The sequence below is a fragment of the Novosphingobium sp. BL-52-GroH genome, from assembly GCF_044813085.1.
Taxonomy (GTDB): domain Bacteria; phylum Pseudomonadota; class Alphaproteobacteria; order Sphingomonadales; family Sphingomonadaceae; genus Novosphingobium.
The window spans coordinates 1,416,986-1,443,275 of the sequence record NZ_CP171149.1 but is presented as its reverse complement, the minus strand read 5'-3'; the positions used below and the strand labels follow the sequence as shown (position 1 = coordinate 1,443,275).

General features: G+C 65.6%; 18 protein-coding genes. 10 read left to right on the top strand and 8 right to left on the bottom strand.

Annotated features, from left to right (window positions below; genetic code table 11):
- Window positions 1-25 precede the first annotated feature (25 nt).
- From ACFFDA_RS06280 to ACFFDA_RS06260, 5 genes are all read left to right on the top strand, one after another.
- A complete protein-coding gene (locus tag ACFFDA_RS06280) occupies window positions 26-1,084 on the top strand; it encodes an AraC family transcriptional regulator (protein ID WP_404477067.1) in 1,059 nt (352 codons plus the stop codon).
- Between the two features lie 30 nt (window positions 1,085-1,114).
- On the top strand, window positions 1,115-1,360 hold the full coding sequence (locus ACFFDA_RS06275) for a hypothetical protein (RefSeq protein WP_404477066.1): 246 nt from the start codon (window positions 1,115-1,117) through the stop codon (window positions 1,358-1,360).
- A complete protein-coding gene (locus ACFFDA_RS06270) occupies window positions 1,338-3,077 on the top strand; it encodes a class I adenylate-forming enzyme family protein (RefSeq protein WP_404477064.1) in 1,740 nt (579 codons plus the stop codon). Before ACFFDA_RS06275 ends, ACFFDA_RS06270 begins: the two co-directional genes overlap by 23 nt.
- Before the next feature lie 76 nt (window positions 3,078-3,153).
- A complete protein-coding gene (locus ACFFDA_RS06265) occupies window positions 3,154-5,904 on the top strand; it encodes a TonB-dependent receptor domain-containing protein (RefSeq protein WP_404477062.1) in 2,751 nt (916 codons plus the stop codon).
- A 300-nt stretch (window positions 5,905-6,204) separates the two neighbouring features.
- Complete coding sequence (locus ACFFDA_RS06260) at window positions 6,205-6,618, top strand: EF-hand domain-containing protein (protein ID WP_404477061.1); 414 nt, start codon at window positions 6,205-6,207, stop codon at window positions 6,616-6,618.
- A gap of 65 nt (window positions 6,619-6,683) precedes the next feature.
- Here ACFFDA_RS06260 and ACFFDA_RS06255 read toward each other — a convergent pair whose 3' ends face one another.
- Window positions 6,684-7,355: a GntR family transcriptional regulator gene (locus tag ACFFDA_RS06255; RefSeq protein ID WP_404477059.1), complete on the bottom strand. Its 672-nt coding sequence runs from the start codon at window positions 7,353-7,355 to the stop codon at window positions 6,684-6,686.
- Window positions 7,356-7,422: 67 nt separating this feature from the next.
- Window positions 7,423-8,934 (bottom strand): MFS transporter, encoded by a 1,512-nt coding sequence (locus ACFFDA_RS06250; RefSeq protein ID WP_404477057.1) that lies wholly within the window; start codon window positions 8,932-8,934, stop codon window positions 7,423-7,425.
- 324 nt (window positions 8,935-9,258) lie between these two features.
- Between ACFFDA_RS06250 and ACFFDA_RS06245 the strand changes: the two genes are divergently transcribed.
- The 3 genes from ACFFDA_RS06245 (at window position 9,259) to ACFFDA_RS06235 (ending at window position 14,332) form a co-directional block, all read left to right on the top strand.
- Window positions 9,259-10,575 (top strand): NtaA/DmoA family FMN-dependent monooxygenase, encoded by a 1,317-nt coding sequence (locus ACFFDA_RS06245; protein WP_404477056.1) that lies wholly within the window; start codon window positions 9,259-9,261, stop codon window positions 10,573-10,575.
- The gene (locus ACFFDA_RS06240) at window positions 10,575-11,801 is read left to right on the top strand and encodes an MFS transporter (protein WP_404477054.1); all 1,227 of its coding nucleotides are present in this window, start codon (window positions 10,575-10,577) and stop codon (window positions 11,799-11,801) included. Before ACFFDA_RS06245 ends, ACFFDA_RS06240 begins: the two co-directional genes overlap by 1 nt.
- 134 nt (window positions 11,802-11,935) lie before the next feature.
- Window positions 11,936-14,332 carry a TonB-dependent receptor gene (locus ACFFDA_RS06235; protein ID WP_404477052.1) on the top strand — a complete coding sequence of 799 codons (2,397 nt, stop codon included), beginning with the start codon at window positions 11,936-11,938 and terminating at the stop codon, window positions 14,330-14,332.
- Window positions 14,333-14,518: 186 nt separating this feature from the next.
- On the opposite strand, the gene ACFFDA_RS06230 is transcribed toward ACFFDA_RS06235, so the two are convergent.
- Entirely contained in the window at window positions 14,519-16,909 is a 2,391-nt protein-coding gene (locus ACFFDA_RS06230) for a TonB-dependent receptor (RefSeq protein WP_404477051.1), read from the bottom strand.
- A 183-nt stretch (window positions 16,910-17,092) separates the two neighbouring features.
- Window positions 17,093-18,331: a cytochrome P450 gene (locus ACFFDA_RS06225; protein ID WP_404477049.1), complete on the bottom strand. Its 1,239-nt coding sequence runs from the start codon at window positions 18,329-18,331 to the stop codon at window positions 17,093-17,095.
- A 149-nt stretch (window positions 18,332-18,480) separates the two neighbouring features.
- Here ACFFDA_RS06225 and ACFFDA_RS06220 point away from each other — a divergent pair, with 149 nt between their 5' ends.
- Entirely contained in the window at window positions 18,481-19,137 is a 657-nt protein-coding gene (locus ACFFDA_RS06220; protein WP_404477047.1) for a TetR/AcrR family transcriptional regulator, read from the top strand.
- Here the strand turns inward: ACFFDA_RS06220 and ACFFDA_RS06215 are convergent.
- The 3 genes from ACFFDA_RS06215 to ACFFDA_RS06205 are packed head-to-tail and all read right to left on the bottom strand — an operon-like array spanning window position 19,106 to window position 23,583.
- The gene (locus tag ACFFDA_RS06215) at window positions 19,106-22,585 is read right to left on the bottom strand and encodes an indolepyruvate ferredoxin oxidoreductase family protein (protein ID WP_404477045.1); all 3,480 of its coding nucleotides are present in this window, start codon (window positions 22,583-22,585) and stop codon (window positions 19,106-19,108) included. The two genes, ACFFDA_RS06220 and ACFFDA_RS06215, sit on opposite strands and share 32 nt — an antisense overlap.
- Window positions 22,578-23,288 carry a glutathione S-transferase family protein gene (locus ACFFDA_RS06210; RefSeq protein ID WP_404477044.1) on the bottom strand — a complete coding sequence of 237 codons (711 nt, stop codon included), beginning with the start codon at window positions 23,286-23,288 and terminating at the stop codon, window positions 22,578-22,580. Before ACFFDA_RS06210 ends, ACFFDA_RS06215 begins: the two co-directional genes overlap by 8 nt.
- The gene (locus tag ACFFDA_RS06205) at window positions 23,275-23,583 is read right to left on the bottom strand and encodes a Rieske (2Fe-2S) protein (RefSeq protein ID WP_404477042.1); all 309 of its coding nucleotides are present in this window, start codon (window positions 23,581-23,583) and stop codon (window positions 23,275-23,277) included. The genes ACFFDA_RS06210 and ACFFDA_RS06205 overlap by 14 nt, the downstream gene beginning before the upstream one ends.
- 211 nt (window positions 23,584-23,794) lie before the next feature.
- Between ACFFDA_RS06205 and ACFFDA_RS06200 the strand changes: the two genes are divergently transcribed.
- Complete coding sequence (locus tag ACFFDA_RS06200) at window positions 23,795-24,823, top strand: AraC family transcriptional regulator ligand-binding domain-containing protein (protein WP_404477040.1); 1,029 nt, start codon at window positions 23,795-23,797, stop codon at window positions 24,821-24,823.
- A gap of 38 nt (window positions 24,824-24,861) precedes the next feature.
- Here the strand turns inward: ACFFDA_RS06200 and aldA are convergent, their stop codons facing one another.
- Entirely contained in the window at window positions 24,862-26,289 is a 1,428-nt protein-coding gene (aldA, locus tag ACFFDA_RS06195) for an aldehyde dehydrogenase (protein ID WP_404477038.1), read from the bottom strand.
- Window position 26,290: the final 1 nt, after the last annotated feature.

Below are 26,290 nucleotides of genomic sequence, written 5' to 3'. Positions count from 1 at the left end.
CGCTGCAGCGCCAGGGGGAAGCCGCATGTCATTGATCGCCGATGCGGAATTTGTGAAGCTCAACATACCGCTGCTGCGCCATTTCCCGGAGATGGTGCGCGCTTTGGCCGGCGATCCTGCCGAGATACTGGCGCTGGCGGGCATCCCTGCCGAGACTTTCCGCGACGATGCCATCGACCTGACCTACCCCGAAGCGATCCGGCTGCTCGACATCGCGGCAAGGCAGCTCGCATGTCCCGACTTCGGGATGCGCCTGGCGTTGCGACAACGCGGCGGCGCCGTGTTCGGGCCGCTGGGCCGCACGATGCGCAACTCCAGGACGTTCGGCGATGCGCTGCGGTTTGCCAGCGAACACATGGGTGCCCACAGCCGCGCCGCGCGTGTCTGGCTGGAAGCGGGGCCCGAAGAAGGCTGGGTCTTCGCCGGCCACGAACTCTTGCTGGAAAGCAGCCGCGACCGCATCCAGGCCATCGAGCAGACTCTCCTGATCGGACATCTGGAAGCCATGGAAATGACCGGCGGCTATGCGCGTGCGCGCACCGTCCACTTCCGTCACGAGCCGATATCGCCGCTCACGGACTATCGCCGCTATTTCGGCTGCGACGTGCGTTTCGGAGGTCCGTCCGATGGACTTACATTCTCGGCGCGGGATCTCGCCAGCCCGGTCCTCAGCCAGAACGAGGACATTCACCGGGAACTGGTCACCTACATCGAGACGCATTTTCCCAAGCAGCGCCCGCCCTTCAATGCCGAAGTGCGCGGCCTCATCATGCGTCGGCTCACCCACGGCGATTGCGCCAGCGGCGAGGTGGCGCGCGCGCTGAACATCCATCATCGCACCCTTCGGCGCCGTCTGAAGGACGAGGGAACGAGCTTCCAGGACGTCAAGGACGACGTACGCCGCGATCTGACCCTCTACTATCTGCGTCAGACACAGCTCGATTTTCGCAGCATTTCCGAAAAGCTCGGCTTTGCCGAACAGGCGGTTTTCTCGCGAAGCTGCCGCCGCTGGTTCGGCCAGTCCCCCACGCAGTTGCGCGCCACGGCGGCACCAAAAGTGCAGCACCGCACTTTGTCCGGATAGATCAAGCCAAACGCTCCCGTTTGCGCAACTATGCAGGCCAACGACGAACCAGCGATGGTGCGGGCCAGCCCTGCCGTGCATGGTTTCGCGCCGGAGGAGCGGGAAATGGCGAAAGCGGACCCCAAAGGTCGACATGGATATCGCGTCGCGATGGCGGCGTGGAACAGCGACCGCATCGTCTTCGAGCGCGACGTCCTCGGAATCGGGTTGCCGGTGGTCGACCGGGATGAAAGGACCGTCGGCGGATCCGTCGATGAAGTACATCTTTCCTCCTGACCGGATCGTCGACTTGACCCAGCACACCTTCGTTGCAGACCCGGCCCAGTCGATCTCGCGCGGCCCTCCGCTCGCAGAGGAAACCGGCCTCGGCGACCTGACGCTCGGCGGCTTCCTGCGCGAAGTCACGGTGCGATATTCCGGGCGCGAGGCGTTGGTTCATCACCGGGAGGACGGCATCGTGGAACGCTGGTCCTATGCGGACCTGTGGCGCGAAGCGAACGCGGTGGCGCAAGCGCTGGTGGCGGGCGGCATCGCCCATGGCGAACGTGTCGGCGTGCTGATGACGAACCGGCCGGAATTTCTCGCTGCAGTATTCGGAACCGCGCTTGCCGGCGGGGTCGCCGCACCGATCGGCACTTTCTCGACGGCGGCGGAACTCGGCTACCTGATCGAGATATCGGCAGTGTCGACCCTGCTGTTCGAGCGTGCCGTGCTCAAGAAGGATTTCCTCGGCGCACTGTGCGAAATCGATCCGCAGATTGCCGAGGATACGCCGGAAAGGTACGCTTCGACGCGCTTCCCGTTCCTCAAGACGCTGGTCATGCTCGGCGAGGGAGCGATCGGCGCGGTGCGTGGCTGGGACGCCTTCCTCGAGAGCGGCAACAGCACCGCGCAGGAGCGCGTCGCCGCCCGTGCCGACGCCGTCTCGCCATCCGATCCCGGCGTCCTGTTCTTCTCCTCCGGCTCGACCGCGCGTCCCAAGGGCATCCTGTCGTCGCATCGCGGGGTAACCTTGCAGATGTGGCGCATGGGCCCGCAACAGGGCCTTGAGGACGGCGTGCGAAGCTGGACCGCCAACGGGTTCTTCTGGTCGGGCAACTTCGCGATGATCGTCGGCGGCACGCTCGCGACGGGCGGTGCCATCGTCCTCCAGCGCACGTTCCAGCCTGCCGAGGCACTGGCGCTCATGGCGGCCGAAAAGGTCCAGTTCCTGTTCGCCTGGCCGCACCAGTGGGAACAGTTGATCGCCGCCCCGAACTGGGCCGAAGTCGATCTCTCCTCGCTGGTCTACGTGGACGCCCATTCACCGATCGCACGGCATCCGACCGTCGACGTCGAATGGATCGAGCCGCGCCATTGCTACGGCAACACCGAGACATTCACCTTGAGCGCCGCCTATCCCGCGCAGACCTCGCGCGAGGAGGCGGCCGAAAGCCATGGGCTGCCGCTGCCCGGCAATGTCCTCAAGATCGTCGATCCCCTGACCGGCCGCACCATGCCGCTGGGTGAACGCGGCGAACTGGCGGTCAAGGGCCCTACCCTCATGCTCGGCTATCTCGGGTTGCCGCTGGCCGACACGCTCGACCCGGAGGGGTTCCTGCGCACCGGCGACGGCGGCTGGCTCGACCGGGCCGGAAGACTGCATTGGGAAGGCCGGCTCAATGACATCATCAAGACCGGTGGCGCCAATGTGTCCCCGCTCGAGATCGACGACGTCATCCGCGAGTGTGCGGGCGTGAAAGTCACGCAGACCGTCGGCGTGCCGCACGAGACGCTGGGCGAGATCGTGGTCTCCTGCGTCGCCTTGCACGAGCGCGCGCAGGTCAGCGAGGAAGAACTGCAATCCCACGCCCGCACCAGGCTGGCGAGCTACAAAGTCCCTCGCCGGATCCTGTTCTTCGCAGCCGAAGACCTTGCGGTCACCGGCAGCAACAAGGTCAAGACCGCAGAGCTACGCCGGGTCGCGGCAGAAAGGCTGGCCATGCAAACCTGACGATTCGTGTTTCGCCTGATCGGTCGGAAAGAGCCGGCGGGCGATGGTTTTCAACCAACAAGGGGAGGATATCACAATGACATTCAACAAGAAGCGCGCAGCATGGCGTTTTGCGATCGGCGTGGCAGGGACTGCCCTCATCCCGGGCGTGGCGAGCGCGCAGGACAAGATGCCACCGGCCGAGGATAATTCGGCCGACCAGGTGTCCTCGGAACCGATCGTCGTGACCGGCACCCTGATCCGCGGCATCGCGCCTGCCGGTAACAACGTCATCGGCGTCACCAGCGAACAGATCACCGCGACGGGCGCCGCGACGACCAGCCAGGTTCTCAGCAACGTTCCCCAGGTGGGCAACTTCTTCAACGCCTTGCCCGCCGGCGTATCGCCCCAGGCGGGGGCGAACACCTCCAACCCGATCAACCGACCCAACCTGCGCAACCTGCCCGGCGCCAACACCAGCGGCGGCGCGCAGACGCTGGTCCTGTTCGATGGCCAGCGTGTCGTCGGTGCCGGCATCCAGCAGGTCGCCGTCGACCCCGACATCATCGCGCCGGGTGTGATCGCGCGCGTGGAAGCCATGACCGACGGCGGTTCGGCCGTCTACGGGTCGGACGCCCTTGGCGGCGTGATCAACTTCGTCACGCGCGACAGGTTCGACGGCCTGCAGGTCGATGCCCGCTACGGCCTGGGCGACAACTACAAGTCGGTCGAGGCGAGCGGTATCGCCGGCAAGGACTGGGGTTCGGGGGGCTTTTACGTCGCGTACGGCTATTCGCACCACGACAGCGTCTACGGCTCGGACCGCGACTGGGTGAAGCAGATCAACTGGGACACCAAGGTTCCGACCGGCCGCAACTGCGCCACCCCCAATGTCGGCATCGGATCGGCGACTTACGTTCCGTCCGGCACGGGACTGGCCGCAGGGGGCCCCAACGTCTGCGATTTCTCCGACACGGTTGCGATCTATCCCACTTCGACGCTGCACACGGCCTATGCCCGCCTCGACCAGCGGCTGTCGGACTCGGTCCGCTTCGACGTGACCGCACTATATGCCAACCGCGCCATCGACGCGGTCGGCGGGACGCTGGGGACCGGCGCGCTGAGCACGGGGGCCACGGGCCAGGCGACGCTCACCGCCGCATCGCCGTTCTATCGTCCCACCGGGGACGCCAACACCGGCCTGCCGCAAGTGGTGCGGTACGACTACAGCCCCCTGTTCGGCGCCCGCTCCGCAACGCAGGAAACCAATCTCGAAACCTGGCGCGTGGCCCCTTCGATCTCGATCGAACTCGGTTCCGACTGGGAGTTCGGCGGCCTGTTCAGTTACGGCATCGCCACCACCTCGTTCCGGAACGCGCAGATCAGCCCGACCGCCCAGGCTGCCGCGCTGGCGTCCGGCGCTCTCAATCCGTATGATATCGGTGCTGCCAGCTCCGCCACGGCGGCAAGCCTGCTGCGCTACGCGGAAGGAACCGGGCGCAACGAGCTGTTCGACTATCGCGCCATCGCGAACGGCCCGCTGTTCGCGCTCCCGGGCGGCTCGGTAAAGGCCGCGGTCGGGTACGAGCACATGCAGGACAACTTCCGGCGCCGCACCACCAACGCCACGACCTATGCTTTCCAGACTCCCACCGACTACACGCAAAAGGTCGATTCCGTCTTCGGCGAATTGCAGGTGCCGATCGTGGGCAGCACCAACGAGATGTCGTTCATCAACGAACTCTCGTTGTCCGCCTCGGCCCGCTACGACAAGTACAGCGATTTCGGCGATACGTTCAATCCGAAGTTCGCCGCCACGCTGCGCCCCGTCGAATGGATCGCGATCCGGGGTAACTGGGGCAAGTCCTTCACCGCGCCCTCGCCGGTCGACCAGTTGGGCGTACTGGCATCGGCAGTCGCGACCGTTCCGGCAGCCTTCCTGCGCACGCCGCCCGGTGTCACCGCAGCGCCGGGAGAACTGGGGCTGTTCGTTTCCGGCACCGCCCCCGGAATCCAGCCGCAGAAGGCCACGAACTGGTCGGTCGGCGTCGAAATCGAGCCTCCGTTCGTACCGGGCCTGACGCTCAACGCCAGCTACTACAACATCGACCTGTCCGGCACCATCGGACGGCCGGTGACCGGCGCCGATCTCACCGACTACTATGCGAACTTCCCGCAGCTCTACTCGGTGCGACCGACCGGGCAGGAACTGGCCGCCTATCTCACCCAGTTCAACCCCGCCAACTTCAACTTCACCGTCGTCAACCCGACTTCTACCGGACAGGCCCTCATCACGGCGGGCGGCGTCACCTCTCCCGTTCTCGTGACGCTGGACACTCGTTCGAGGAACCTCGGCACCGCCAAGCTCGACGGCATCGACTTCAGTGCCAGCTACGTGCTGGATACCAGCTTCGCCTCGTTCGACGCGAGCGCATCGGGCAATTACCGCCTGTCGCAGAAGTCGCGCGCGCTGCCTTCGCTACCGATCGCCGACGACCTGGCGTTCAACACTCCCCGGTTCCGCATCCAGGGCACTCTGGGCACGACGATCGGCGCCCTTCGCGCCCAGGTGACGTGGAACCACACGGCAGGATACAAGCGTGGCACCATCGAGTTCGGCCAGGCCAAGATCTCCGCATTCGACGCCATCAACCTGTTCTTCAAGTACGACGTGAAATCCGACTCGGCACTGACGAGCAACCTGTCGTTCACGCTGCACGTCCAGAACGTGTTCGATAGCGCACCGCCCGAGTTCCGCAGCGCCACCGGCCTCGGCTACGACGCCACCCAGGGCTCTGCCTTCTCGATCGGCCGCATCGTGCAGTTCGGGGTGCGCAAGAACTTCTGATCGCCTGTTTGACGCAACACGGCACGACGGCTTCGGGGTCAGCCCCGAAGCCGTTTCGCTTTCGGCCAGGCACCGCGGACGGGGCCGAACCACTTCGCCGCCGAACTGGCGTTCGCCGACGGCAGCATCGGCGCCGGACATGCGCATCCCTTCTTCTGGGCGCCGTTCAGCGTCATCGGATTCGACTGAGGATCGACGATATGCCCCGGCGGTGGCTCCAGCCATCGGGGTTTCTGTTCAGCACCGTGTCAGGCCGGGCCTCTATAAGCGCGCCGACAGTTGGCCGGCCGGAGCAGAACCATGTTCAAGTTATTGATTTCAATGATGACGGGCATAGGCGTCGCGACGGCGTTCCCATGCGGCGCCCAGGCGGTCGAACTTGGCCAGCGACCGATCAAGCGGACCGAAGTCTTGGCTGGTGTCAAAGCCCAGTTCGCCACGATGGACAGGAACCACGACGGCGCGATCGACGACGAGGAGTTCGAAGCCTACCGGGCAAGGCAGGCGAAATTGCCGGATGGCGGAGCGGGCCTCTATCATATCGGAAGCCGGTGGTTCGAGAAGTCGGACGCCGATGGCGATGGCCGCGTAACCTTGGCTGAAGCTGGAACTCGCCCGCTCCAGATGTTCGATCTGGCCGACGCCAATCGCGATGGCATCGCCAGCGTAGCGGAACAGAAGCTTGCGATGATGCTCAAAGGGCTTGGCGGCTAGAAGCCGACACCCGCGCGCATGGGCCAGCGTCGCCTGACACGTCCAGCCGCGTTACGGCGAGGGCATCAGCCGCCGGCGTCCGGAACACCCGTGCCGCCGACGAGTTCGGCGATCAGGTCCGTGCGGTAGGTCTTGCGCACGAGGACGATCATCGCGGCTTCCGCCCAGCGCGCATCGCGCGCCGCGAAGGCTTCGACGAGTTCGCGATGGGCCGCCAGCATGTCGGCCAGACGCTGCCCGGCATGCTGCTCCAGAAGTCGCACCAGGGGAGCCGGATTGGCCAGTTGCCATGAAAGCGTCGTCAGCCTGTCGGACTCCGCGGCCGGGACCATGATCTCGTAGAAGCGTGACGCGGCCGCGAGCGCTGCCGCCTGGTCGGGCACCGCGCTGGCCGCGACTTGCCCAAGTTCCTCATTGAGCGCGCGCAGCGCCTCGATGTCCTTCGCCGATATCCGGGTGGCTGCGCGCGCGGCCACGTAGCCGCCTACGCGCATACGCAGTTCGACGAAGACTTCGATCTCGTCGATCGTCCATGCCCGCACGATCATCCGCTTGTTGTCGAGGCGGGTCACGAACAGTTCCGCCTCGAGCCGGAACAGGGCCTCGCGGACCGGCGTGCGCGACACGCCGCACTGGCGGGCGAGTTCGTCGGGAAACAGCGAATCGCCGGCGCGCAGTTCGCCGTGCAGGATCATGTCTCGAATGCTCAGATAGGCTTGTTCGAATGCGGTCGTCATTCCGTTTCCCTGCCACGATGCCTGCAGACCCGCCGGCCCGCCGGAACAGATATGCCGGCGCGGCCCGTTACGATGCCTTGGCGGTTCGCTCAGGTAAAGTCATCCCCTCGAACGCTTCGCGGCCCGGTTCGGTCACCGGCCGCATGCGCCGGTCCAATCGGGCCTGTATCGCACGATGGCGGGCGCGATTGATCGGGAAGCGCGCCATGACGAGGCCCCCTGCGACGATCAGGCCCGCCGGAAGATAGAGGCCCAGTGTCTTGAGGATCAGGAGATCGCCGTCGTCGATCCCCTTCGCCGGGTCGAAGCCGAGCAACCCCGCCAGCCACAGCGTGGCCGAACTGAACACCGAGCCGAGCTTGAGGATCATCGAAATGATGCTGATGTGGACGCCGCGATTGTCGATGCCCTGGCGCCAGCGCGAATAGTCCGCCGCATCGCCGGCCATCAGGTACGGCAGCAGGTACAAGGTGCCGCCGGGCAGGCCGATCGCGACGAAGGCGAGCGGCGCGAGCGCGCTGAACGAGCTCGCCAGGCTGAGCGCTACGAGGCCCGCGGCCTCGACGCCCACCGCCAGCATGAGCGCGCGCGTCCGCTCGACCCGGCCGAAGATGCGCGACCACAGCGGCGTCGCGACGATGCCCGACACGTTCTGCACCAGCATCAGCAGCAGGAAGCTGTATTGCCCGCCGGTTGCATAGGTGACCACGAAGGGAAACAGGCTGAGCCGCCCCATGTAGCCCGCGATCAGCAGCAGGTAGCCGAACGAGAAATTGCGGAAGATGCGGTTGCGGAACGCGGCGGCGATCGACCCGGCCGCTGCCGCCGGCGTGCGGCGATCCTCGGGCACGTAGCGCAAGTAGCGGTAGACGATCACCGGCAGCGTGAGGATCGTCATCCACACCAGCACTGTCATCACCGCGCCGTAGTTGGCGACGCCGGCTATGCGCGGGATCGTCAGCCAGTCCGCCAGCGGCAAGCCGACGCCGATGCTGCGCAGCGCCGCGCCGACGCCACCGCGAAAACCGGCGGCGCCGGGATCGACCAGCAGGTACGGCACGAGATAGACGACCAGCCCGGCGACGATCTGCGTGACGCCCTGCCACAAGTTGATGCGAGTGCGACGGTCGTAGTCGGTGGTGATCTCTCCGGCATGCGCGACATAAGGGATGAACGCCGTGGTCCAGCTGGTGAAGAAGCAGAACAGCCCCACCGCCAGCCACGCACTCGACAAGCGATCGCCCGGCTGCGGCATCGCGAACAGCGCCAACACCATCACCAGCAGCATCGCCGCATAACCGATCCCGACCCAGGGCTTGCGCCGCCCGAAGCGGATCGGCGTGCGATCCGAGATCGTACCCATCAGGGGGTCGTAAAGCGCATCGTATACCCGCCCCACCGTGGAAAGCAGGCCCAACAGCGCGATCGAGGTCCCGGTGGCGTAGTTGAGATACGGCGCGAGGAAGATGATCGGCGCGTGCCCCGTCACCGACGGCCACAGTGCCAGCGCATAAGCGCGATCGATCCGCCGTGCGGCGGCGCTTTCGTGCTCGGAGAGTGTTTCGGGATCTGTCGACATGGCGCTCTTCCTTGCACGGCAACGAAAACGCATTGCACCGCAACATCGGAATGCATTGGCCTAAGCGTATACACATGATGCCTGCGTTTCGATCGAGGTCAATGCATTCCGTGCCGAACTCGGGATATTTTCGTCGAACTCTGTAGAACGCGCTTGCAAGTGTATAATGTTTTTGTACTCTCATGATGAGAATCGAGAAAGAAGCGGAATTCTCCTCGCATCGCAGCATCATCTACTGGTCAGGGCACAGTTGCCCCGGCCGGGCGCGGCATCGCCTGTCGATACCGGGCCGTGCGCGACAGAAAAGAAAGGTCAACTTTGCCCATGTCGAAACCGCCTACACCGTTCCACCTCGCATATTTCCTGGCGGAATCGCACGTCCAGTCCTGGGGACGCGCATGGTCGGGAAATGTCGACAAGGAATGGATGAATCCGGACCTTTACGTCTTCGTCGCGCGCGAACTGGAACGGGCGTGCTTCGACTACATCCTGATGGAAGACAACGTCTACGTACCCGATGCGCAGAACGGCAAGATGGACATCTATCTGGAGCGCGGCCTTTCGTGCCCGCGCCGCGATCCGATGATCGTCGCCCCGTATATGCTACAAGCCACCAAGCATATCGGCATCGTGCCGACGGTTTCGACCTTCGCGATGCATCCGTTCCTGCTGGCGCGCATGATATCGAGCCTCGATCAATTGTCGAACGGACGGGCCGGGTGGAACATCGTCACCGGATCTTCGGACCGGGCGGTGCAGAACTTCGGGTTCGACAACATGATGGAGCATGACGAGCGCTATCGCCACGCCGCCGAATTCACCGACGTCGCCAATGCTCTGTGGGATTCCTGGGACGCCGACGCGATCGTCGCCGACAAGGACACCGGCGTGCTGGTCGATCCCGCCAAGGTCCGCACCGTCGATTTCGAGGGCGAATGGTTCAAGAGTCGTGGTCCTCTCAATACCGGCCCCGCACCGCAGGGCCGACCGGTGGTGGCGCAGGCGGGCAGCTCGCCCAAGGGCCGAGAATTCGCCGCGCGCTATGCCGACACGATCGTCGCCGAAGGCCACAACCTGGATTATGCGCGCAAGTACCGCGAGGAAGTGCGCGAACTGGCCGCCAGCTTCGGGCGCAACCCGGACGATATCAAGCTACTCATGGTGATTTCCCCGATCATCGGCGAATCCGAAGCCGAGGCGGCCGAGAAACTGAGCCTCGCCAAGCAGTACAACCTGGACAACGCGGCAGGGCTGCTCGCGCGCTTCTCCAAGATCACCTCGATCGACTTCGGGCAGTTCCCGCTGGACGCGCCGCTTTCCTCGGAAGACCTGAGCACCAACGGCTCGCGCCAGACGTTGGTGGAGTTCGTCCGCCGCAACGAAGGGCGGACACTGCGCCAGGCCACGGCCGACATGCACACGCCCGACACGCGCTGGGTCGGCACCGGACGCCAGGTGGCCGAACGCATGCGCGACGCGATCGAGCACGTCGGCGGCGACGGCTTCCTCCTGGCGGGCCTCATCACCCGGCGCTACATCGTCGAACTGGTCGACGGGCTCGTTCCCGAGCTGCAGCAGATGGGCTGCGTGCGCACCGCATACACCGGCCGCACGCTGCGCGAAAACCTGCGCGAATTCTGATGGTGCCGCAGCGCGCCCGCCAGACCTTCCGCTCGTTCGCGGTGGTGGATTTCCGCTGGTTCGCGGGCGCGTCGCTGATGGTCAACGTCGCCACCTGGATGCAGCGCATCGCGCAGGACTGGCTGGCGATGACCATCGCCCCTTCCGGCCAGGGGACCACGGTAGGTATCGTGACCGCGCTGCAGTTCCTGCCGATGCTCCTCGCCTCGCCCTTCGCCGGAGCGCTGGCAGACCGCCTGCCCAAGCGTCGGGTCCTTGTCGCGACCAGCCTGGCGTTGGCGATCTCCGCGATCGCGCTGGGCGCGATGACGGCGAAAGCGGTGGTGTCCGTCCCCATGCTCTACGCCTTCGCGCTGGTTCTGGGGGTGGCCGCTGCGATCGATGGCCCGGCGCGGATGGCCTATGTCCGCACGTTCACGCCCGACAAGGATCTCGTCAACGCCATCGGGTTGAGCGCCCTGCTGTTTCACACCTCGCGCGTCCTGGGCCCCGCGCTCGCCGGAGCACTGATGGCCGCGGCCGGGACCGGCAGCGCTTTTCTGGCCGTCGGATGCTGCCACCTGCTGGCGACGGTCATGCTCGGCGCGATCACCCGCGAAAAGCCGGCCTCGCCCGCCGACCGCCCCGGCCTCCGCGCAGCGGCGACCCGCCTGGGACGACACCCCGACCTGCTGGTGCTGATGGCGCTGGCCTGCGTCGTCTCGGCCTTCGCCATGAATTTCCAGATCACGATCACGCTGATGGCGACCCGGACCTTCTCGCTGAGCGCCGGGGCGTTCGGTGCCCTGACCTCCCTGATGGCGCTCGGGTCCATTGGCGGCGCGCTGTCGATGTCCGCCTCCTCGGGGCCGTCGTACCGGATGATCTGCAGCGCCGCCGGTGGCCTCGGCCTCGCCTACACGATCGCGGCGCTGTGCCCGGGTTCGTTGGCCTTCGCCATGGCCCTGGTGCCGATCGGGTTCCTCTCGAACCGCTACATGGTCGCATCCAGCAGCCTGTTCCAGCTTCGCGCGCCCGGGGAGATCCAGGGCCGCGCGCTCGGGCTGTACCAGACCGCGACTTATGTGCTGGTGCCGGCCGGAGCAGCCCTGATCGGCCGGGCCGCCGACATCTACACGCCGCGTATCCCCCTCGGGATCGCCGGCCTGACGTGCATCGCCGCGGCCCTCGTCGCCAGTCGGATGCTTGCGAGGCGACACGGGCAGACTTCGACGACCGCGCCCTGAACGAGGCCGGCGACAGAAACAACAGGCTGGGAGACGCATGCCCGAGGCGAACAGCCGCCGGTCGCGACTGCGATTTCGCAGCGCACGACCGGTGATCCGTCGCTCGTAAAGCATCAAACCAAAGGGGGGTTTCCATGGCCACGAAGAACACCACGTTCCGCAGCAGCATTTTCGCCACGTCCGCATTCGCCGCCATTGCTCCCGCCTTGGCCGCGACGATCTGCATGGCCACCGTTGCCCAGGCGCAGGAAGCCGCGCCCGCCGCCAGCGCCGAAGCCGCACCGGGCGACATCACCGTGACGGCACGGCGCAAGTCGGAGCGCCTGCTCGACGTGCCGCTCAACGTCACGGCACTGACCGGCGAGGCGATGAAGGACCTCGGCGTCGCTTCGTACCGCGACCTGATGAACGTCGTGCCCAGCCTCAACACCCAGGCCAACGATCGCGGCGACAGCGTGAAGCTGACGATGCGCGGGCTCGGAGTTTCGACCACGGGCACCGCCAAGGCTTCGGTGTTCCTCGACGGCGTCTACATCGGCGGCAACTACACCGGCATCCCGGTCGCCGGCCTGTCGACGATCGAGGTCCTGAAAGGGCCGCAGAGCGCGCTGTTCGGCCGTAGCACGTTCGCGGGCGCGATGAACTACGTCACCCGCAAGCCGACCGATACGTTCGAAGGCAGCATCGACGTCGAACTCGCCACGCTGGGGGAAAAGAAAGTCGACGGCTTCGTGTCGGGGCCGATCGTACCGGGCAGGCTCTACGCCTTCGTATCGGGCAGCTACATGGACTACAACGGCCCCGACGGGTGGAAGACCCCCGGCACCGGCAGCCGCAACGGCGCGCAGAGCGGGTATGGCGGCATGGCCAAGCTGGTCTACACGCCCACCGATACGCTGACCGTCACAGCGCTCGCCAGCTACGCGCGCATCGACGACGAGCCGACCGCCGCGCTGTTCATCGACCCCGCCTCGCGCGATGGCGCGATCGCCAAGATCAACCCGGCGACCGGCGTCGCCACCGGCCAGGTCGTCTATTACCCCACCCGCATCCGCAGCATTTCGTCGAAGAACGCCGATTTCGACGTGACCAACGAATATCTCGACAATCCCGGATACCGCGCGAAGACGCTGACCACCTACCTCAAGGCGGAATGGCACTCGGATTCCGGCTACGCGGTGACGTTGACCGGCGGCTATGGCGAGCAACACGCCACCAGCGAACTCAACGTCAACTTGCGCGACCGCGCGCCGACCGCCGGATACGGCTATCTCTATTCGATGAAGACCGTGCTGAAGGAAACCGACAAGTCCGTCGAACTGCGGGTGAGCACCCCCGACGACAAGCCCATCCGCCTCGCTGCGGGCGGCTATTACCTCGATCTGCGCAAGACTTACGACCCGGAAGAGAGCGCGTCCTATCTGCTGGCTCCGGTGGTCGGCACGTACGACCTCATCATCCCGCACTATTACGCAGACACGCGGACGCAGGATCGCTCGGTGTTCGGCGCAGCCTATGTCGACATCGTGCCCTCGCTGACCCTGAGCCTCGAAGGACGCTATCAGTCGGAGAAGATCAGGACAGTATCGGCGGATTCGGTGACCGTGCTGGCGTCCCGCTATGATCCTGCCGCGCCGTATACGCTGACCAACCAGACCTTCAACGCCACCTTCGACGCGTTCCTGCCGCGCGCCAGCCTGCAGTACAGGATCAGCGACCGGATCAACGTCTACGCCACGTATTCGGAAGGCACCACGCCGGGCGGCTTCAACACCTCGATCTACACGCTGCCCGAGTATCGCACGATCAAGGAAGAGAACCTGCGCAACTACGAGATCGGGTTCAAGGGCCGGATCACGCCAACCCTGACGATCGAGGCCGCCGCCTATCACATGGACTGGCTGAACCAGCAGACCACGGGCACGTTCTATGTCTCGGGCGTCAACGTCGCGCTGACCACCAACCAGGGCAATTCGAAGATCAACGGGCTCGAAGCGCTGGTCAACTGGACGACCCCGGTGGAAGGGCTGAACCTGCGGCTCGCCGCCAGCTACAACGATGCCGAATACAAGGACTTTTGCTCGGCCAACTACGCCGCGCTGACGTACGACGTGCGCTCGCTCACCGCCGCGCAGAAGACCCAGTACGCCTGCCGCGACGTCAGCGGCAGCAAGCTGGAATCGATCTCGCCCTGGCAGGGAACGGTCAGCTTCGACTACAGCCGCGCCATCACCGAAAGGCTGAAGGGCTTTTTGCGCGGCGACTACGACTATTTCGGACCGATGTGGGATTCCGAATTCAACCTGGCGAAAACAGAGGCGGCGCAAGTGGTCAACGTGCGCGCGGGCCTGGAAAGCGGACCCTGGACGCTCGAAGTCTACGGCAAGAACATCACCAACGAGGACGCCCCGGTCCGCGTCCAGCGCGCATCGGACGTCTATGCCGGCTACGACAACACGACCAACCAGAGCATAACGATGGTGTTGCGCCGTCCCCGCCAGTTCGGCCTTCGGATGGGCTATCGGTTCTAGCTGTGCTGCGGCGGAATCGGGATGGCGGATCGGCACGATCCATACCGCCGGAACGCAACCGAACTTGCTGAAAGCGGCGATGCCCCGCAGGCGTTGTCGGGACTTGAGTAATCCCCGCAACACCCGGAACACAAAAGGCGCCGCAAGATTTACCTTGCGACGCCAGTTTCGTGGGAGAGCCCTGGATTACTTGAAGTTGAATTTCAACGTGGCACCGTAGCTGACCGGCCGGGCTGCATAGCGGACCACCACGTCCTGTGTGACGAACTGGTTGGTCCAGTAATATTCGTTGAACACATTCCGGCCCCAGACCGAGAAACTCCAGCGATCATCCAGCGATTTGATGCCGGCGCGCACGTCGACGGTCGTGAATGCGTCGATCACCGAAGACGGCGCGGTGCCCAGTGTCGAATTGGTGCCGCTGTTGTACAGCAGGTTGGCGCCGACGAAAGCACCCATGGTATCGCTGATGTCCCAGCCATAGTCGACATCCGCGACGACGTGCCACTTCGGCGAGAACGGCAGGGCAGAGCCGCGATAGTCGCCCAGGACGCGCTCGTTGTTGATGCCGGTGAAGTTCAGGATCTTGGAGTCCACGTACGTCACCGCCCCGCGCAGCGTCAGGCCGTCGGAAGGCCGCGCGGTCACTTCCACTTCGGCGCCGTTGATGCGCGACTTGGGTACGTTGACGAGTTGTTCGAGCTGGTTGAACACCGGATCGACGATCAGCCCGCGGATCTGCTTGTCGCGGTAGATGTAATGGAACGCCGCGACATTCACCTGCAGCGCGCGATCCAGTGCCGATATCTTGGCTCCCACTTCGAATGCGGTCACTGATTCCTGCGTGACCGGAACGAACTGGGCCGTGGTGGAGGCTGGCAGCGTCGGGAAGCTGCCCGACTTGTACCCGCGCGAAGCCAATGCATAGAACAGCATGTCGCTATTGGGCTTGTAGTTCACGCCGAGGCGCCAGGAGAAGTTGTCCTCCTTGAGGCTGTCTTCATAGGGCACGCGGGTGTTCTCGAAGGTCACCGCGTCCATGCTGAGGCACGACGTCGCGTCGAGCGGGGCCCCGGGCGTGCCGGAGATGGCGTCGGACAGCACGCCGAACGTCGTCTGCATGCCGATGTCGCCGCGCATGCACGACGTGTAGTCGTTCTTGCTCTTGGCATAGCGGGCACCGCCGAGCAGCGTGAGCGTGTCGGTGATCTCCGCCTCGACGTTGCCGAAGATCGCCCAGTCGGTGATGTCCTGGGTGATCGTGGTGGTCGATGCTGCGATCCAGGGTCCGCCAGGCAGGATCGCGGTATTGGTGGAATCGCCGGTGAGGATGTCGTTGGCGCTGCGCACCTTGTTCTTGGCGTAGTTTCCGCCGAGCAGCCAGTTGATCCCGCCCATGTCGCCGGACAGGCGCAGTTCCTGGTTGAAGCCCTTGACGTTGCCGTCGGCGTTGACGCCGGCGTTCTTGAGAGACGTACCGTCCCGGTCGACCACGTAGTTTTCGTTGTAGCGCGACAGGGCGGTGATCGAGGTCAGGCTGATGTCGTCGGTCAGTTCATAATCCGCACGCACGGAAAGCTGGAAGAACCCGTCGTCCCTGCGCAGCTTGCGATCGCTGTCCCAATCGGCCGCGCGGGCATTGTCCGGCGCCGGCGTCAGGCCGCGGAACACCGCGATGCGGCGCAAGGTCTCGGTGAGGTCCGCAGCGCCGGCGGCGGCCGCTCCGGGCGCGGTGGTCTCGTTAAGCTGGAGGAACAGGCCCTGAAGCTGGCCGGCCTGCGTGTCCGACTTGTCGCGCCAGCCATTGGCGCTGAACAGCAGGCTCAGGCGATCGGTGGGCTTCCATTCGGCCTGGAAGCGGCCGCGCAGCGTGTCCTGCCGACCGAGCTTGGCGTCACGGTTGTAGTTGGTCTGCCAGGGCCCGGAAACGGTCGTGCTGCCGGCGAGCCTCACCGCCAGCGTGTCGCTGACCGGACCGCTCACGTAAGCCTCGCCGTCGAAGGTGTTGAAGCGCCCGTAGGACGCCGTCATGCCCGCTTCGAGGGTCTGCGTCGGCTTGGCGGCGATATAGTTGATCGCGCCGCCGGTGGAGTTCTGGCCGAACAGGATGCCCTGCGGCCCCTTGAGCACTTCCACCCGCTCCAGATCGAGCGAGGCGCCCTGCGTGAACGCGCCGTAAGCCAGCGGCACCTGATCGACATAGACGCTCACCGCAGGGCTCGCACCGAGGGTGTAGTCGTTGAACCCGACACCGCGCAGCGTATAGAGCGGGGTGCCGTCCTGGCTCTTGGTGAACGTGAAGCCGGGGGTGATCTTCGCCAGGTCGCCGGCGCTCTGCACGCCGAGCGACTGCAACTGGGCGCCGGATGCTGCGGTGATCGACAGACCGACGTCGTTGAGGTTCTGGGCGCGCTTCTGTGCGGTGACGATGATCTCGTTGGAAGCGGCCGACGAGTGGGCATCGCTCGATGCCTGATCCGCCTGCCCGGCCGCGTCCTGCGCCTGTGAAGGATTAGCCATCGCCATGGCACAGAGCGATACGGTGGACGCAAGAACGCGTGACGAAAATCTCGCCATTTCAATCCCCTCATTCGCGGCCTTGTCTAATTCAGCCGCCAGTTGTTAATCTGATGACTGTTCTAGATGAGGGCCCGAAGCAATACAGGGCGCGCCGTGACAGTTCGGAGCGAAACGCGCCATGCATGTCGATCACGGAGGCGGGCGCGTTACCTTGCGGGGCTTGCAGCACAAGCGGGCGCTCTACCGGGCAGGCGAGCTCCACTCGAGATTCAGCGCATGGATGCTGCAGGTGACGCCCATGAGATGAACCGGACGGCAGCCCGGCGCGACCCGGAATTCGGGAATGTGCCGCAGCCATTCGCGCAGGAAGATCGTGATTTCGCGCCGCGCGAGAGTCGCGCCCGGGCAGCTATGCGGGCCCGCACCGAAGACCAGATGCCTGGCAGGCTTGGGTCGTTCGAAATCGACCGCCAGCGGATCGTCGATCCGGCGGTCGTCGAGGCCGCACAGCAGGTTCATCGGCAGGATCGCATCGTCCTTGCGGAAAGGGACATCGCGATAGTCGAAGTCTTCCTGAACGACCCGCGCCGCCTGGACGATGCCGAAGCGGCGAAACAGTTCCTCCATCGCGTTGCGGACATAGGTGTCGTCATCGAGGTGCGCAACGAGCTGCGCACGGTGGGCCGGGTTCTCCGCCAGGAAGTAGGTGATGAACGAAAGCATCGATGCGATCGTGTCCAGCCCGCCGAACAGGATCAGGGTCATGTAGGCGATGGCATCGGGTTCGGATATGCGATCCTCGCCGATCTGCGCATTGACGACGATGGATGCAAGGTCGGTTCCGGGTTCGAGGCGGCGGGCACGGACGACGTCGGTGATATAGGCGAACACGGCCATCTGCGCCTCCTGGCGCGCGGCGATGGTCCCGCCCTTGATGAAGGCCTCCACCAGGGGCAGCAGGACATGCCGCTCCTCGCGCGGCAGGTCGACGAGGTCGAGGAAGATGTTGATCGGCATGACGTTGGCGAAGTCGGCCACGAATTCGCATCCGCCCCTGGGCAACAGGCCTGCCACCAGCGATTGGGCGAGTTCCTGCACGCGCGGCTCCATGGCATCGACGATCCTGGGGAACAGCGCGCGGCTGAGCGGCTTGCGCAACTCGGTATGCAGCGGCGGATCAACCTCCAGCGGCAGCGACCGGGGCGCGGTATCGTCTCGCGGAAGGAAGACCCTGTTGCTCGAAAAGCGGGCGGGATCGCGCAGCATCGCCTCGATGTCGTCGGCGCGGGTCGCTACCCAGTGACCGCCGTTGCGCGGCGTCCAGAAGATGTCCGGCGATGCGGTCTGGATCGCATGCAGGGCGGCCTGCGGCCCGTCCGCGCCGCCGGCGAAATCGTACATGTCGAAATCGACGACGAGTCCCTCGGGCACATGCGAAGGTTTTTCGGCGAGTTGGGTCTGTCCGCTTGCGCAATCCATGGCTTTTCTCCCTTGCTCTCTTCCCTTGTTGACGTGCGGTAGGCTTTATTGAACTTTACTTCAATAAAGCCTACCGGGCATATCGGGACAAGGCAGGGCCGTGCGAGACAAAGGCTTGGCTCCCACGGGGCATCGGATAGGGATGGAACATGAAACAGACCGATCCCGCCAATGCGAAGACCCCTCCAGCCACGCGCCGCCGGGCGGCGCGCCTGTCGCCGGACGAACGCAAGCGGCAACTGGCCGAAGCCGCGCTTCTCGTACTGGCGGAAGAAGGGCTGGGTCATACCAACCACAGCATGGTCGCGGCCCGTGCCGGGGTTTCGCTGCCGACGATGCTGCACTATTACCCGCAGCATGCCGACCTGGTCGATACGGTGCTGGACGGCGTGGCGGACTTCCTGCTGAACGGCATTGCCGGTCGGGTCGCGGCGACGGTCGGCGACCCGGCGCTGGCGACGGAGGAAATGCTCGTCGCCTTCGCGCTCTCGATAGAGACTAACCAGGACATGGTGCGCGTCTGGCTCGACTGGAGCACCGCCACGCGCCATTCCACCTGGCCGAAGTACCTCGCCTTTCGCACGAACGCCTGCGCGATCGTCGCCCGGTTGTTGCGCCGGGGGCAGGCCGAGGGAGTGATCCACGCCGCTCTCGTCGTGGACGAGGCGGCGCAGGTCGTCGTCGGACTGGCGCACATGACGGCGCAGATGTATTTTACCGGATCATCCCCCGGCCAGATACGGAGGGCAGTCCACGAACTGCTCGAGGGTTACCTCAGGAGTAAGCGGCTTCCGGCTGCGGGCTGACCGCCTCCCCCGCCTTGTGGAATTTCTTCAGCACCTGGACCTCGAGCGCCGTGACTTTCTCGACGTTGGCGTGCTTGACGTGGCCGTAGCCGCGGATCTGGGCCGGTAGCGATGCCAGTTCGATGGCGGCGGCGTGGTTGGCCGGCGTCAGCTTGCCTGCGACCATGCGCATCTGGGCTTCGTAGTGGTCGATCAGGCCGCGCTCCATGCGGCGCTCTTCGGTGTAGCCGAACAGGTCGAACGGCGTGCCGCGCAGGCCCTTGAACCGGGCAAGCACGGTGAACGCCTTGCCCATCCAGGACCCGAACTCGCGCTTGACCAGGTGCCCTTCGGCGTCGCGCTTCGAAAACAGGGGCGGCGCCAGATTGTAGCGCAGTTTCGCGCCGTCCTCGAAGCTGTCCTTGAGCTGCTGCCGGAACACGGGATCGCTGTGGAGGCGGGCAACCTCGTATTCGTCCTTGTAGGACATCAGCTTGGCGAAGTTGCGCGCCACCATCACCGCCAGCGCCTCCTTGCCCGGCATCGCGCGCGCCTCGGCCTTCGTCACGGTGTCGACCAGGTCGCGGTAGCGGGCCGCCCAGGCCGCGTTCTGGTAGTCGGTCAGCAGCGTCGTGCGGTGGGCGAGGATGTCCTCGAGCCTGGTCAGCGGCTGGAATTCCAGCTCCTGCACATGGTCGACCACCGCCTGCTCGATCCGCGCCGGATCGACCGCCTGGAGCCGGCCGAGCTTGAAAGCCGCCTTGTTGAAGGGCACCGCGACGCCGTTGATCTCCACCGCACGCTCGATCGCCTCGGGCGAGACCGGGAGCAGCCCGAGCTGGCAGGCATAGCCCAGCATGAACAGGTTCGCGGCGATGGTGTCGCCCAGCAACGCCAGGCCCAGTCCGGTCGCATCGACGCCGTGAAGCTGGGTGGACATCTTGCGGAGGCGGTGGATCAGCAGCCCCTGGTCGAGGGTGAGGTCGGGATTGCGCTGGAACGCCGGAGTGGGCGTGATCCGCGCATTGACGACCACCCGGGTCCGCTCGACCGAGAGCGTCATCGCCGGCTCCTTGGCGAGACCCGCCACGGCATCGAAAGCCAGCGCGAGGTCCGCCTCGCCGATCCCCAGCTTCTGCGCCCCCAGCCCTTCGTTGCTCCGGGCGATGCGCAAGTGGCTGAAGACCGCGCCGTTCTTCTGGCTGAGGCCGGTCATGTCGAACACCGAGGTCGACTTGCCCTCCAGATGGGCCGCCATCGCGAGCAGCGCCCCGATGGTGACGACGCCGGTGCCGCCGATGCCCGAGATCATGACGTTGTAGGCGCCATTCTCCAGCGCGACGATCGCGGGGGCGGGCAACGCGATGTCGGCTTCACCGTCGAGCTGCGCCTTCTTCGGCTTGCGCGGCTCGGCATCGAGCACGGTAACGAAGCTAGGGCAGAAGCCCTTCACGCAGCTGTAGTCCTTGTTGCAGTTCGACTGGTCGATCTGGCGCTTGCGACCCAGTTCGGTCTCCTTGGGCCAGACGCTGACGCAGTTGGACTGGACCGAGCAGTCGCCGCAGCCCTCGCAGACGGCCGGGTTGATGAACATCCGCTTGGCCGGGTCGGGGAACTTGCCGCGCTTGCGGCGGCGGCGCTTCTCGGCGGCACAAGTCTGTTCGTAGACGATCACCGTCACGCCCTTGACGTCGCGCAAGTCCTTCTGGACGGCATCGTAGGTGTCGCGGTGGTGGACCGTCACTCCCTCGCCCAGCCCGCTGTGCGCGCCGTAGAGATCGGGGCGGTCGGTCACCACGACGCAGCGCACCGCACCTTCGGCCAGCACCTGGCGGGTGATGTCGCCGGGGGTGAGCGGGCCATCGACCGGCTGGCCGCCGGTCATCGCCACCGCATCGTTGAACAGGATCTTGAAGGTGATGTTGACCTTGGCCGCCACCGCCCCGCGCACTGCGAGCAGGCCCGAGTGGTAGTACGTGCCATCGCCCATGTTCTGGAAGATGTGCTCCATGTCGCTGAAGTAGGCGAGGCTGTACCAGTGCGCGCCTTCCCCGCCCATCTGGGTGTTGGGCAGCATCTCCGGCCCGGAATACATCGCCATCGCATGGCAACCGATGCCGCCCGCCGCGATCGAGCCTTCGGGGAAGCGCGTGCCGGTGTTGTGCGGGCAGCCCGAGCAGAAGTAGGGCGAGCGCGCCGCGTCCGCCGGCTTGAGCGCCTGGACTGTCTCCATCTGGCGCGCCAGCCTCTCGGCCCGCTGCGCCAGCCCCGCATCGACGACACCCAAGCGCCGCAACCGCTCGGCGATCACCAGCGCCAGTTGCACCGGCTCCAGTTGCTCGTCCGAGGGGATCATGAAGGTGCCCTCCTCGTCCACCTTGCCGACGATCCGGGGCATATCCGGCCGGCCGTAGAGGATCGCCTTGGCCTGGTTCTCGGTCAGCGGGTCCTTTTCCTCGATGAACAGCAGTTCGCCCTGCCCGGCCGCGAACTCGGCCAGTCCCTCGCGCTCCACGGGGTACATGCAGCCCAGCTTGTACACGCTGATGCCCAGATCGGCCGCGGCGGCATTGTCGAGGTCCAGCAGCTTGAGCGCCTGACGCACGTCCTGCACCGCCTTGCCGGTCGAGACGATGCCCAGCCGGCGTTGCCGTGCGTCGACCAGCACCTTGTCGATGCCGTTGGCGCGCACGAACTTCCCGACCAGCGGCCAACGGTAGCGCTTGACCACCGTTTCCGAGGCGATCCGGTCGAGATGGGTGGGATGGTTGTGGAAGCCGTTCGCCGGCGCCGGCCCGCGATCGGGCGTGACCGGGCCATTCTCGCGCGAGCGGATGTCGACGGTCATCGTCTGTTCGAGCGTCTCGTTCGTCAGCTTGAAGCCGGTGAACAGCCCGGTGTAGCGCGACATCGCGATGCCCAGCAGCCCGAAGTCGAGCACGTCCTGCACGTCCGACGGCGCCAGGATGGGCATCCCGGCATGCATCAGCGCGACTTCGCTCTGGTGCGAGACGGTGGAGGACTTGCCGCTATGGTCATCGCCCGCGACGATCAGGACACCGCCGTTGGGATGCGACCCGGCGAAGTTGCCGTGCTTGAAGGGATCGCCCGAACGGTCGACGCCCGGGCCCTTGCCGTACCAGATCGCAAAGACCCCGTCCTTGTTGGCGCCGGGCGTGCCGGCCAGCATCTGCGTGCCCCAGACCGCAGTGGCGGCCAGGTCCTCGTTGACGCCGGGCTGGAACAGGATGTCGTGGCTTTCCAGCAGCGCCTTGGCGCGCCACAGTTCCAGGTCGTAGCTGCCCAGCGGCGAGCCGCGGTAGCCCGAGATGAACCCCCCGGTATCGAGCCCGTTGCGACGGTCGATCTCCTTCTGCAGCAACGGCACGCGGATCAACGCATGGGTGCCGCTCATGATGACCCGGCCCTCGGGCACGGTGTACTTGTCGTCGAGCTTGACGTCACGCATGGGCTGGATCTTTCAGGACTGGTTCGCGCCACGCCGCGCCCTTGTCGCGCAGGTAGGCTCCGAATGCGGAAGAAAAGTCGGCGAGCACGGCGCGCGTGCTCGCACGCGTGCGCATCATCGCGTCCCACCCGCGCAGGCCGTCGACCATGTCGAGCAGCGACGCATCGTAGGCAAAGCGCATGACCCGTTCGCCGATGTCGAACGTGTAGAAGGCGAAGACGTCCGCATGGGTCAGTTGGTCGCCCAGCAGGAAGGGTCGCGGTTCGACGAGGCGCGCCAGCGCCCGCATCGCACGCTCGACCACCGGCCGCGCCGCGCCGAGCGCCTCGGCGCCATTGGCACCGCCCATGAACACGCCGGGAAACAGCGAACGCAGCGGCGTCTCGACATAGACCTGCACGATGTTGACGACCTGCCGCGCCCGCGCCCGTTCGAACGGGTCGGCCGGATAGAGCGGCCGCCCGCCGCCGGCATCCTCGATGTACTCGAGGATCGCCACGGTCTCGGCGATGGAGCCTTGCGGCGTCTCCAGATAAGGTATCTTCCCCATGGCACTGCGCCCCAGGAACGCTTCCTCCTGCGACGCGCGCGTCGCCTCGATCTCGAACGCAACCCCCGCCTCCATCAACGCCGCACGCGCCGCGTTGAAGTAGTTGCTCACCGGATAGCCGTGCAGAACAAGGTGGGGGTCAGCCTGCGGCATCGATCGATACCAGCAGGTCGTCGCCGTCGCGCACGACCGTGTAGGTCGCCAGGACCAGGTCCGGGTCTTCCTCGCAGGAACCCGAAGGGAGGTTGAAGGTCCAGCCGTGCCAGGGGCAGATCAACTGCGATCCGCATATCTCGCCCTGGTGCAGCGGGCCGTGAGCGTGGGGGCAACGCGCGGCGGTGGCCACGGGCTGATCCGCGACGAGGAAGACCAGGATCTTCTCGCCCTCCACGGTCGCCCGGATCGGCTTGCCGGCCGCCAGGTCCGCCATGGTTCCCACCTTTTGCATGCCGATCGCTCTCCCGTTCTGCCTTTCTGGCTATTTCTCGGGATTAGCCGGGCACGGACGGGCTGGGCAGGGCGCCCGGGGCCATGACGAAGCAAAACGTGACAAGCGGCGAAGTTACGCAAGAAAGCCATTGACGCGGAAGGGTCGAGCGCCGACCGTTGGTCCATAAGCAGAGGACACAGATCCCCGCCTTGGCTATGGAGAGAGACAGATGAAGGGTTTGGACTCCCCTCGATCAGCTTTGACCGGATGGGTGCTCGCCATCATTCGCGCCATGCGCAAGCAGGGCGTCGACGCCGACAGCATATTGCGGGAAATCGGCATGGACCCTTCCCTTCTCGAGGGCGGGTACAGCCGCTATTCGCAGGCCGACGTCAGCCAGTTGTGGCGCCAGGCCATCGACCTGACCGGCGATCCGGACTTCGGGTTCAAGGTTGCGGCCGAAGTCAGGCCCGCCACGTTCCACGTCGTCGGCTATTCGATGAGCTGCAGCGCGACGCTCGCGAAGGCCCTGCACCGGTTTGCCCATTACTGCCGCCTCATCTCCGATTCCGCCACCGCGACGCTGACCGAAGCGCAGAACGAGGTGATCCTCGAATTCCACTTCGACACCGGCGGACAGCCGCCCATCTACCAGACAGTCGACACCGTGGTCGCCAGCGTGCTCTCCTACATGCGGTGGATCACGAACGAGCGCGTCGTGCCGGTCGAAGTCCGTTTTTCGCATCAACCGGTCGGCAGCAACGAAGCACACTGGAAGTTCTACGGCTGTCCGGTGCGTTTCCTGGAGGCCCAATGCTGCATGGTGTTCCGCAAGGAAGACCTCGAACGGCGGATCCTGTCCTCTGACGAGGAACTCGCATCGCTGCTGGACGGCGCAGCGAACCGCCATCTGGAGCAGCGCATGGCCGGGCGTTTCGCGACGCGGGTGCGCGACCTCATGATCGCGCAGTTGCCGCACGAAGTGCCTTCGAAAGCGGAAACCGCGCGCCTTCTCGGCATGACCGAGCGCACCTTGCTGCGGCGGCTCAAGGTGGAAGGCACGACGTTCGCCGACGTACTGCAGCAATTGCGCGAGGAACTGGCGTTCCAGTACCTGCAACGCGGAATGTGCCTGAGCGAAGTGGCCTATCTGCTTGGCTTCAGCGACAACGGCACGTTCTCGCGCGCATTCAAGCAATGGACCGGACGGCGTCCCAGCACCGTCTTCCGCGAGGATTTGCCCGCGAAAGCGGCCTGACCGAACTTCGGGCGGGAAGCCCCCGCCCGAAGCCGCCGTCAGTTCTGGATATAGGCCACTTGCGTATGGGTATATTCGTAAAGCCCGTGCTTGCCGTCGGTGCCGCCGATCCCGGACTTGCGCACGCCGGCGTGGAAACCCTGGATCGCCTCGAAATTCTCGCGGTTCACGTAAGTCTCGCCGAAGCGCAGTTCGGCGATCGCCTTCATCGTCGATGACAGGCTGTCGGTGAAGATCGAGGAGGTCAGCCCGTATTCGCTGGCGTTGGCCAGGGCGATGCCTTCGTCCAGACTGTCGATCTCGTTGACGACGATGACCGGGCCGAAAATCTCGCGGTGCATGATGTCCATGTCCGGCGTGGTCCCGGCGACCAGGGTCGGCCGGTAGTGGCAGCCGGCGCCATCGGCGGGAGCGCCACCCGCCAGCACTTCGGCGCCGAGCGAGCGCGCGTTGTCGACCAGCGCGCCGATCCGCTGGACTGCCGCGCGGTTGATGAGCGGCCCCATCGCCACGTCCTGGGTGCCGAACGGATCGCCCTGCGTGATCGCGCCGATCGCCCCGGCCAGCTTGTCACGAAACTCCTGGGCCACGGCCTTGTGGACATAGACCCGCTCCGCACAGTTGCACGCCTGCCCCGTGTTGATCGTCTTGGAGGCGGCCAGCGTGCCGACCGCAAGGTCGACGTTGGCGTCGTCGAGCACGATCGCGGGCGCCTTGCCGCCCAGTTCCAGGTTGACCTTGGTGATGTTGCGCGCCGCGCTCGCCATGATCGCCGAGCCGGCGGCGGAACTGCCGGTGAAGCTGACCATCTGCACCAGCGGATGCGAAACCAGGGCCTCGCCGGTGGTCGGGCCGCGGCCGCAGATCAGGTTGAAGATGCCCGGCGGCAGGTCCGTCTCGGCCACCAGGCGGGCGAAGGCGGCAGCTCCGAACGGCGTCTCCTCCGATGGTTTCACGACGATCGCGTTGCCGGTTATCAAAGCCGGTGCAAGCTTGCGCGCGATCATGAAGAAGGGGAAATTCCACGGCAGGATACCGGCGACGACACCCATCGGGCGGCGGAACAGCAGCATCGTCTCGCCCGGGCGATCGCTGGAGATGACCTCGCCTTCGATCCGGCGGCCCCATTCGGCCATGTAGTCGAGGTACTCGGCGGTCAGCGCGATCTCCATCTGCGCCAGGGGCAGGACCTTGCCCTGTTCCAGCGCGGTGATGCGGGCCAGTTCGGGCAGGTTCTCGCGGACCTTGGTGGCGATGGCCCGCAGCGCGAGGCCACGGCTGTGCGCGGGAAGCCGCGCCCATGCCGGCTGCGCCGCGTCGGCGGAGCGGAGCGCCGCGTCGACGACACCGGCATCGGCATCAGGCGCCTCGCCGATCACCTGCCCCGTCGCCGGATTGAGGACTTCGATGCCGCCCGCGGTCGGCAGGAACTCCCCGCCGATGTAGGTCTCGAATTTCAGGTCCATC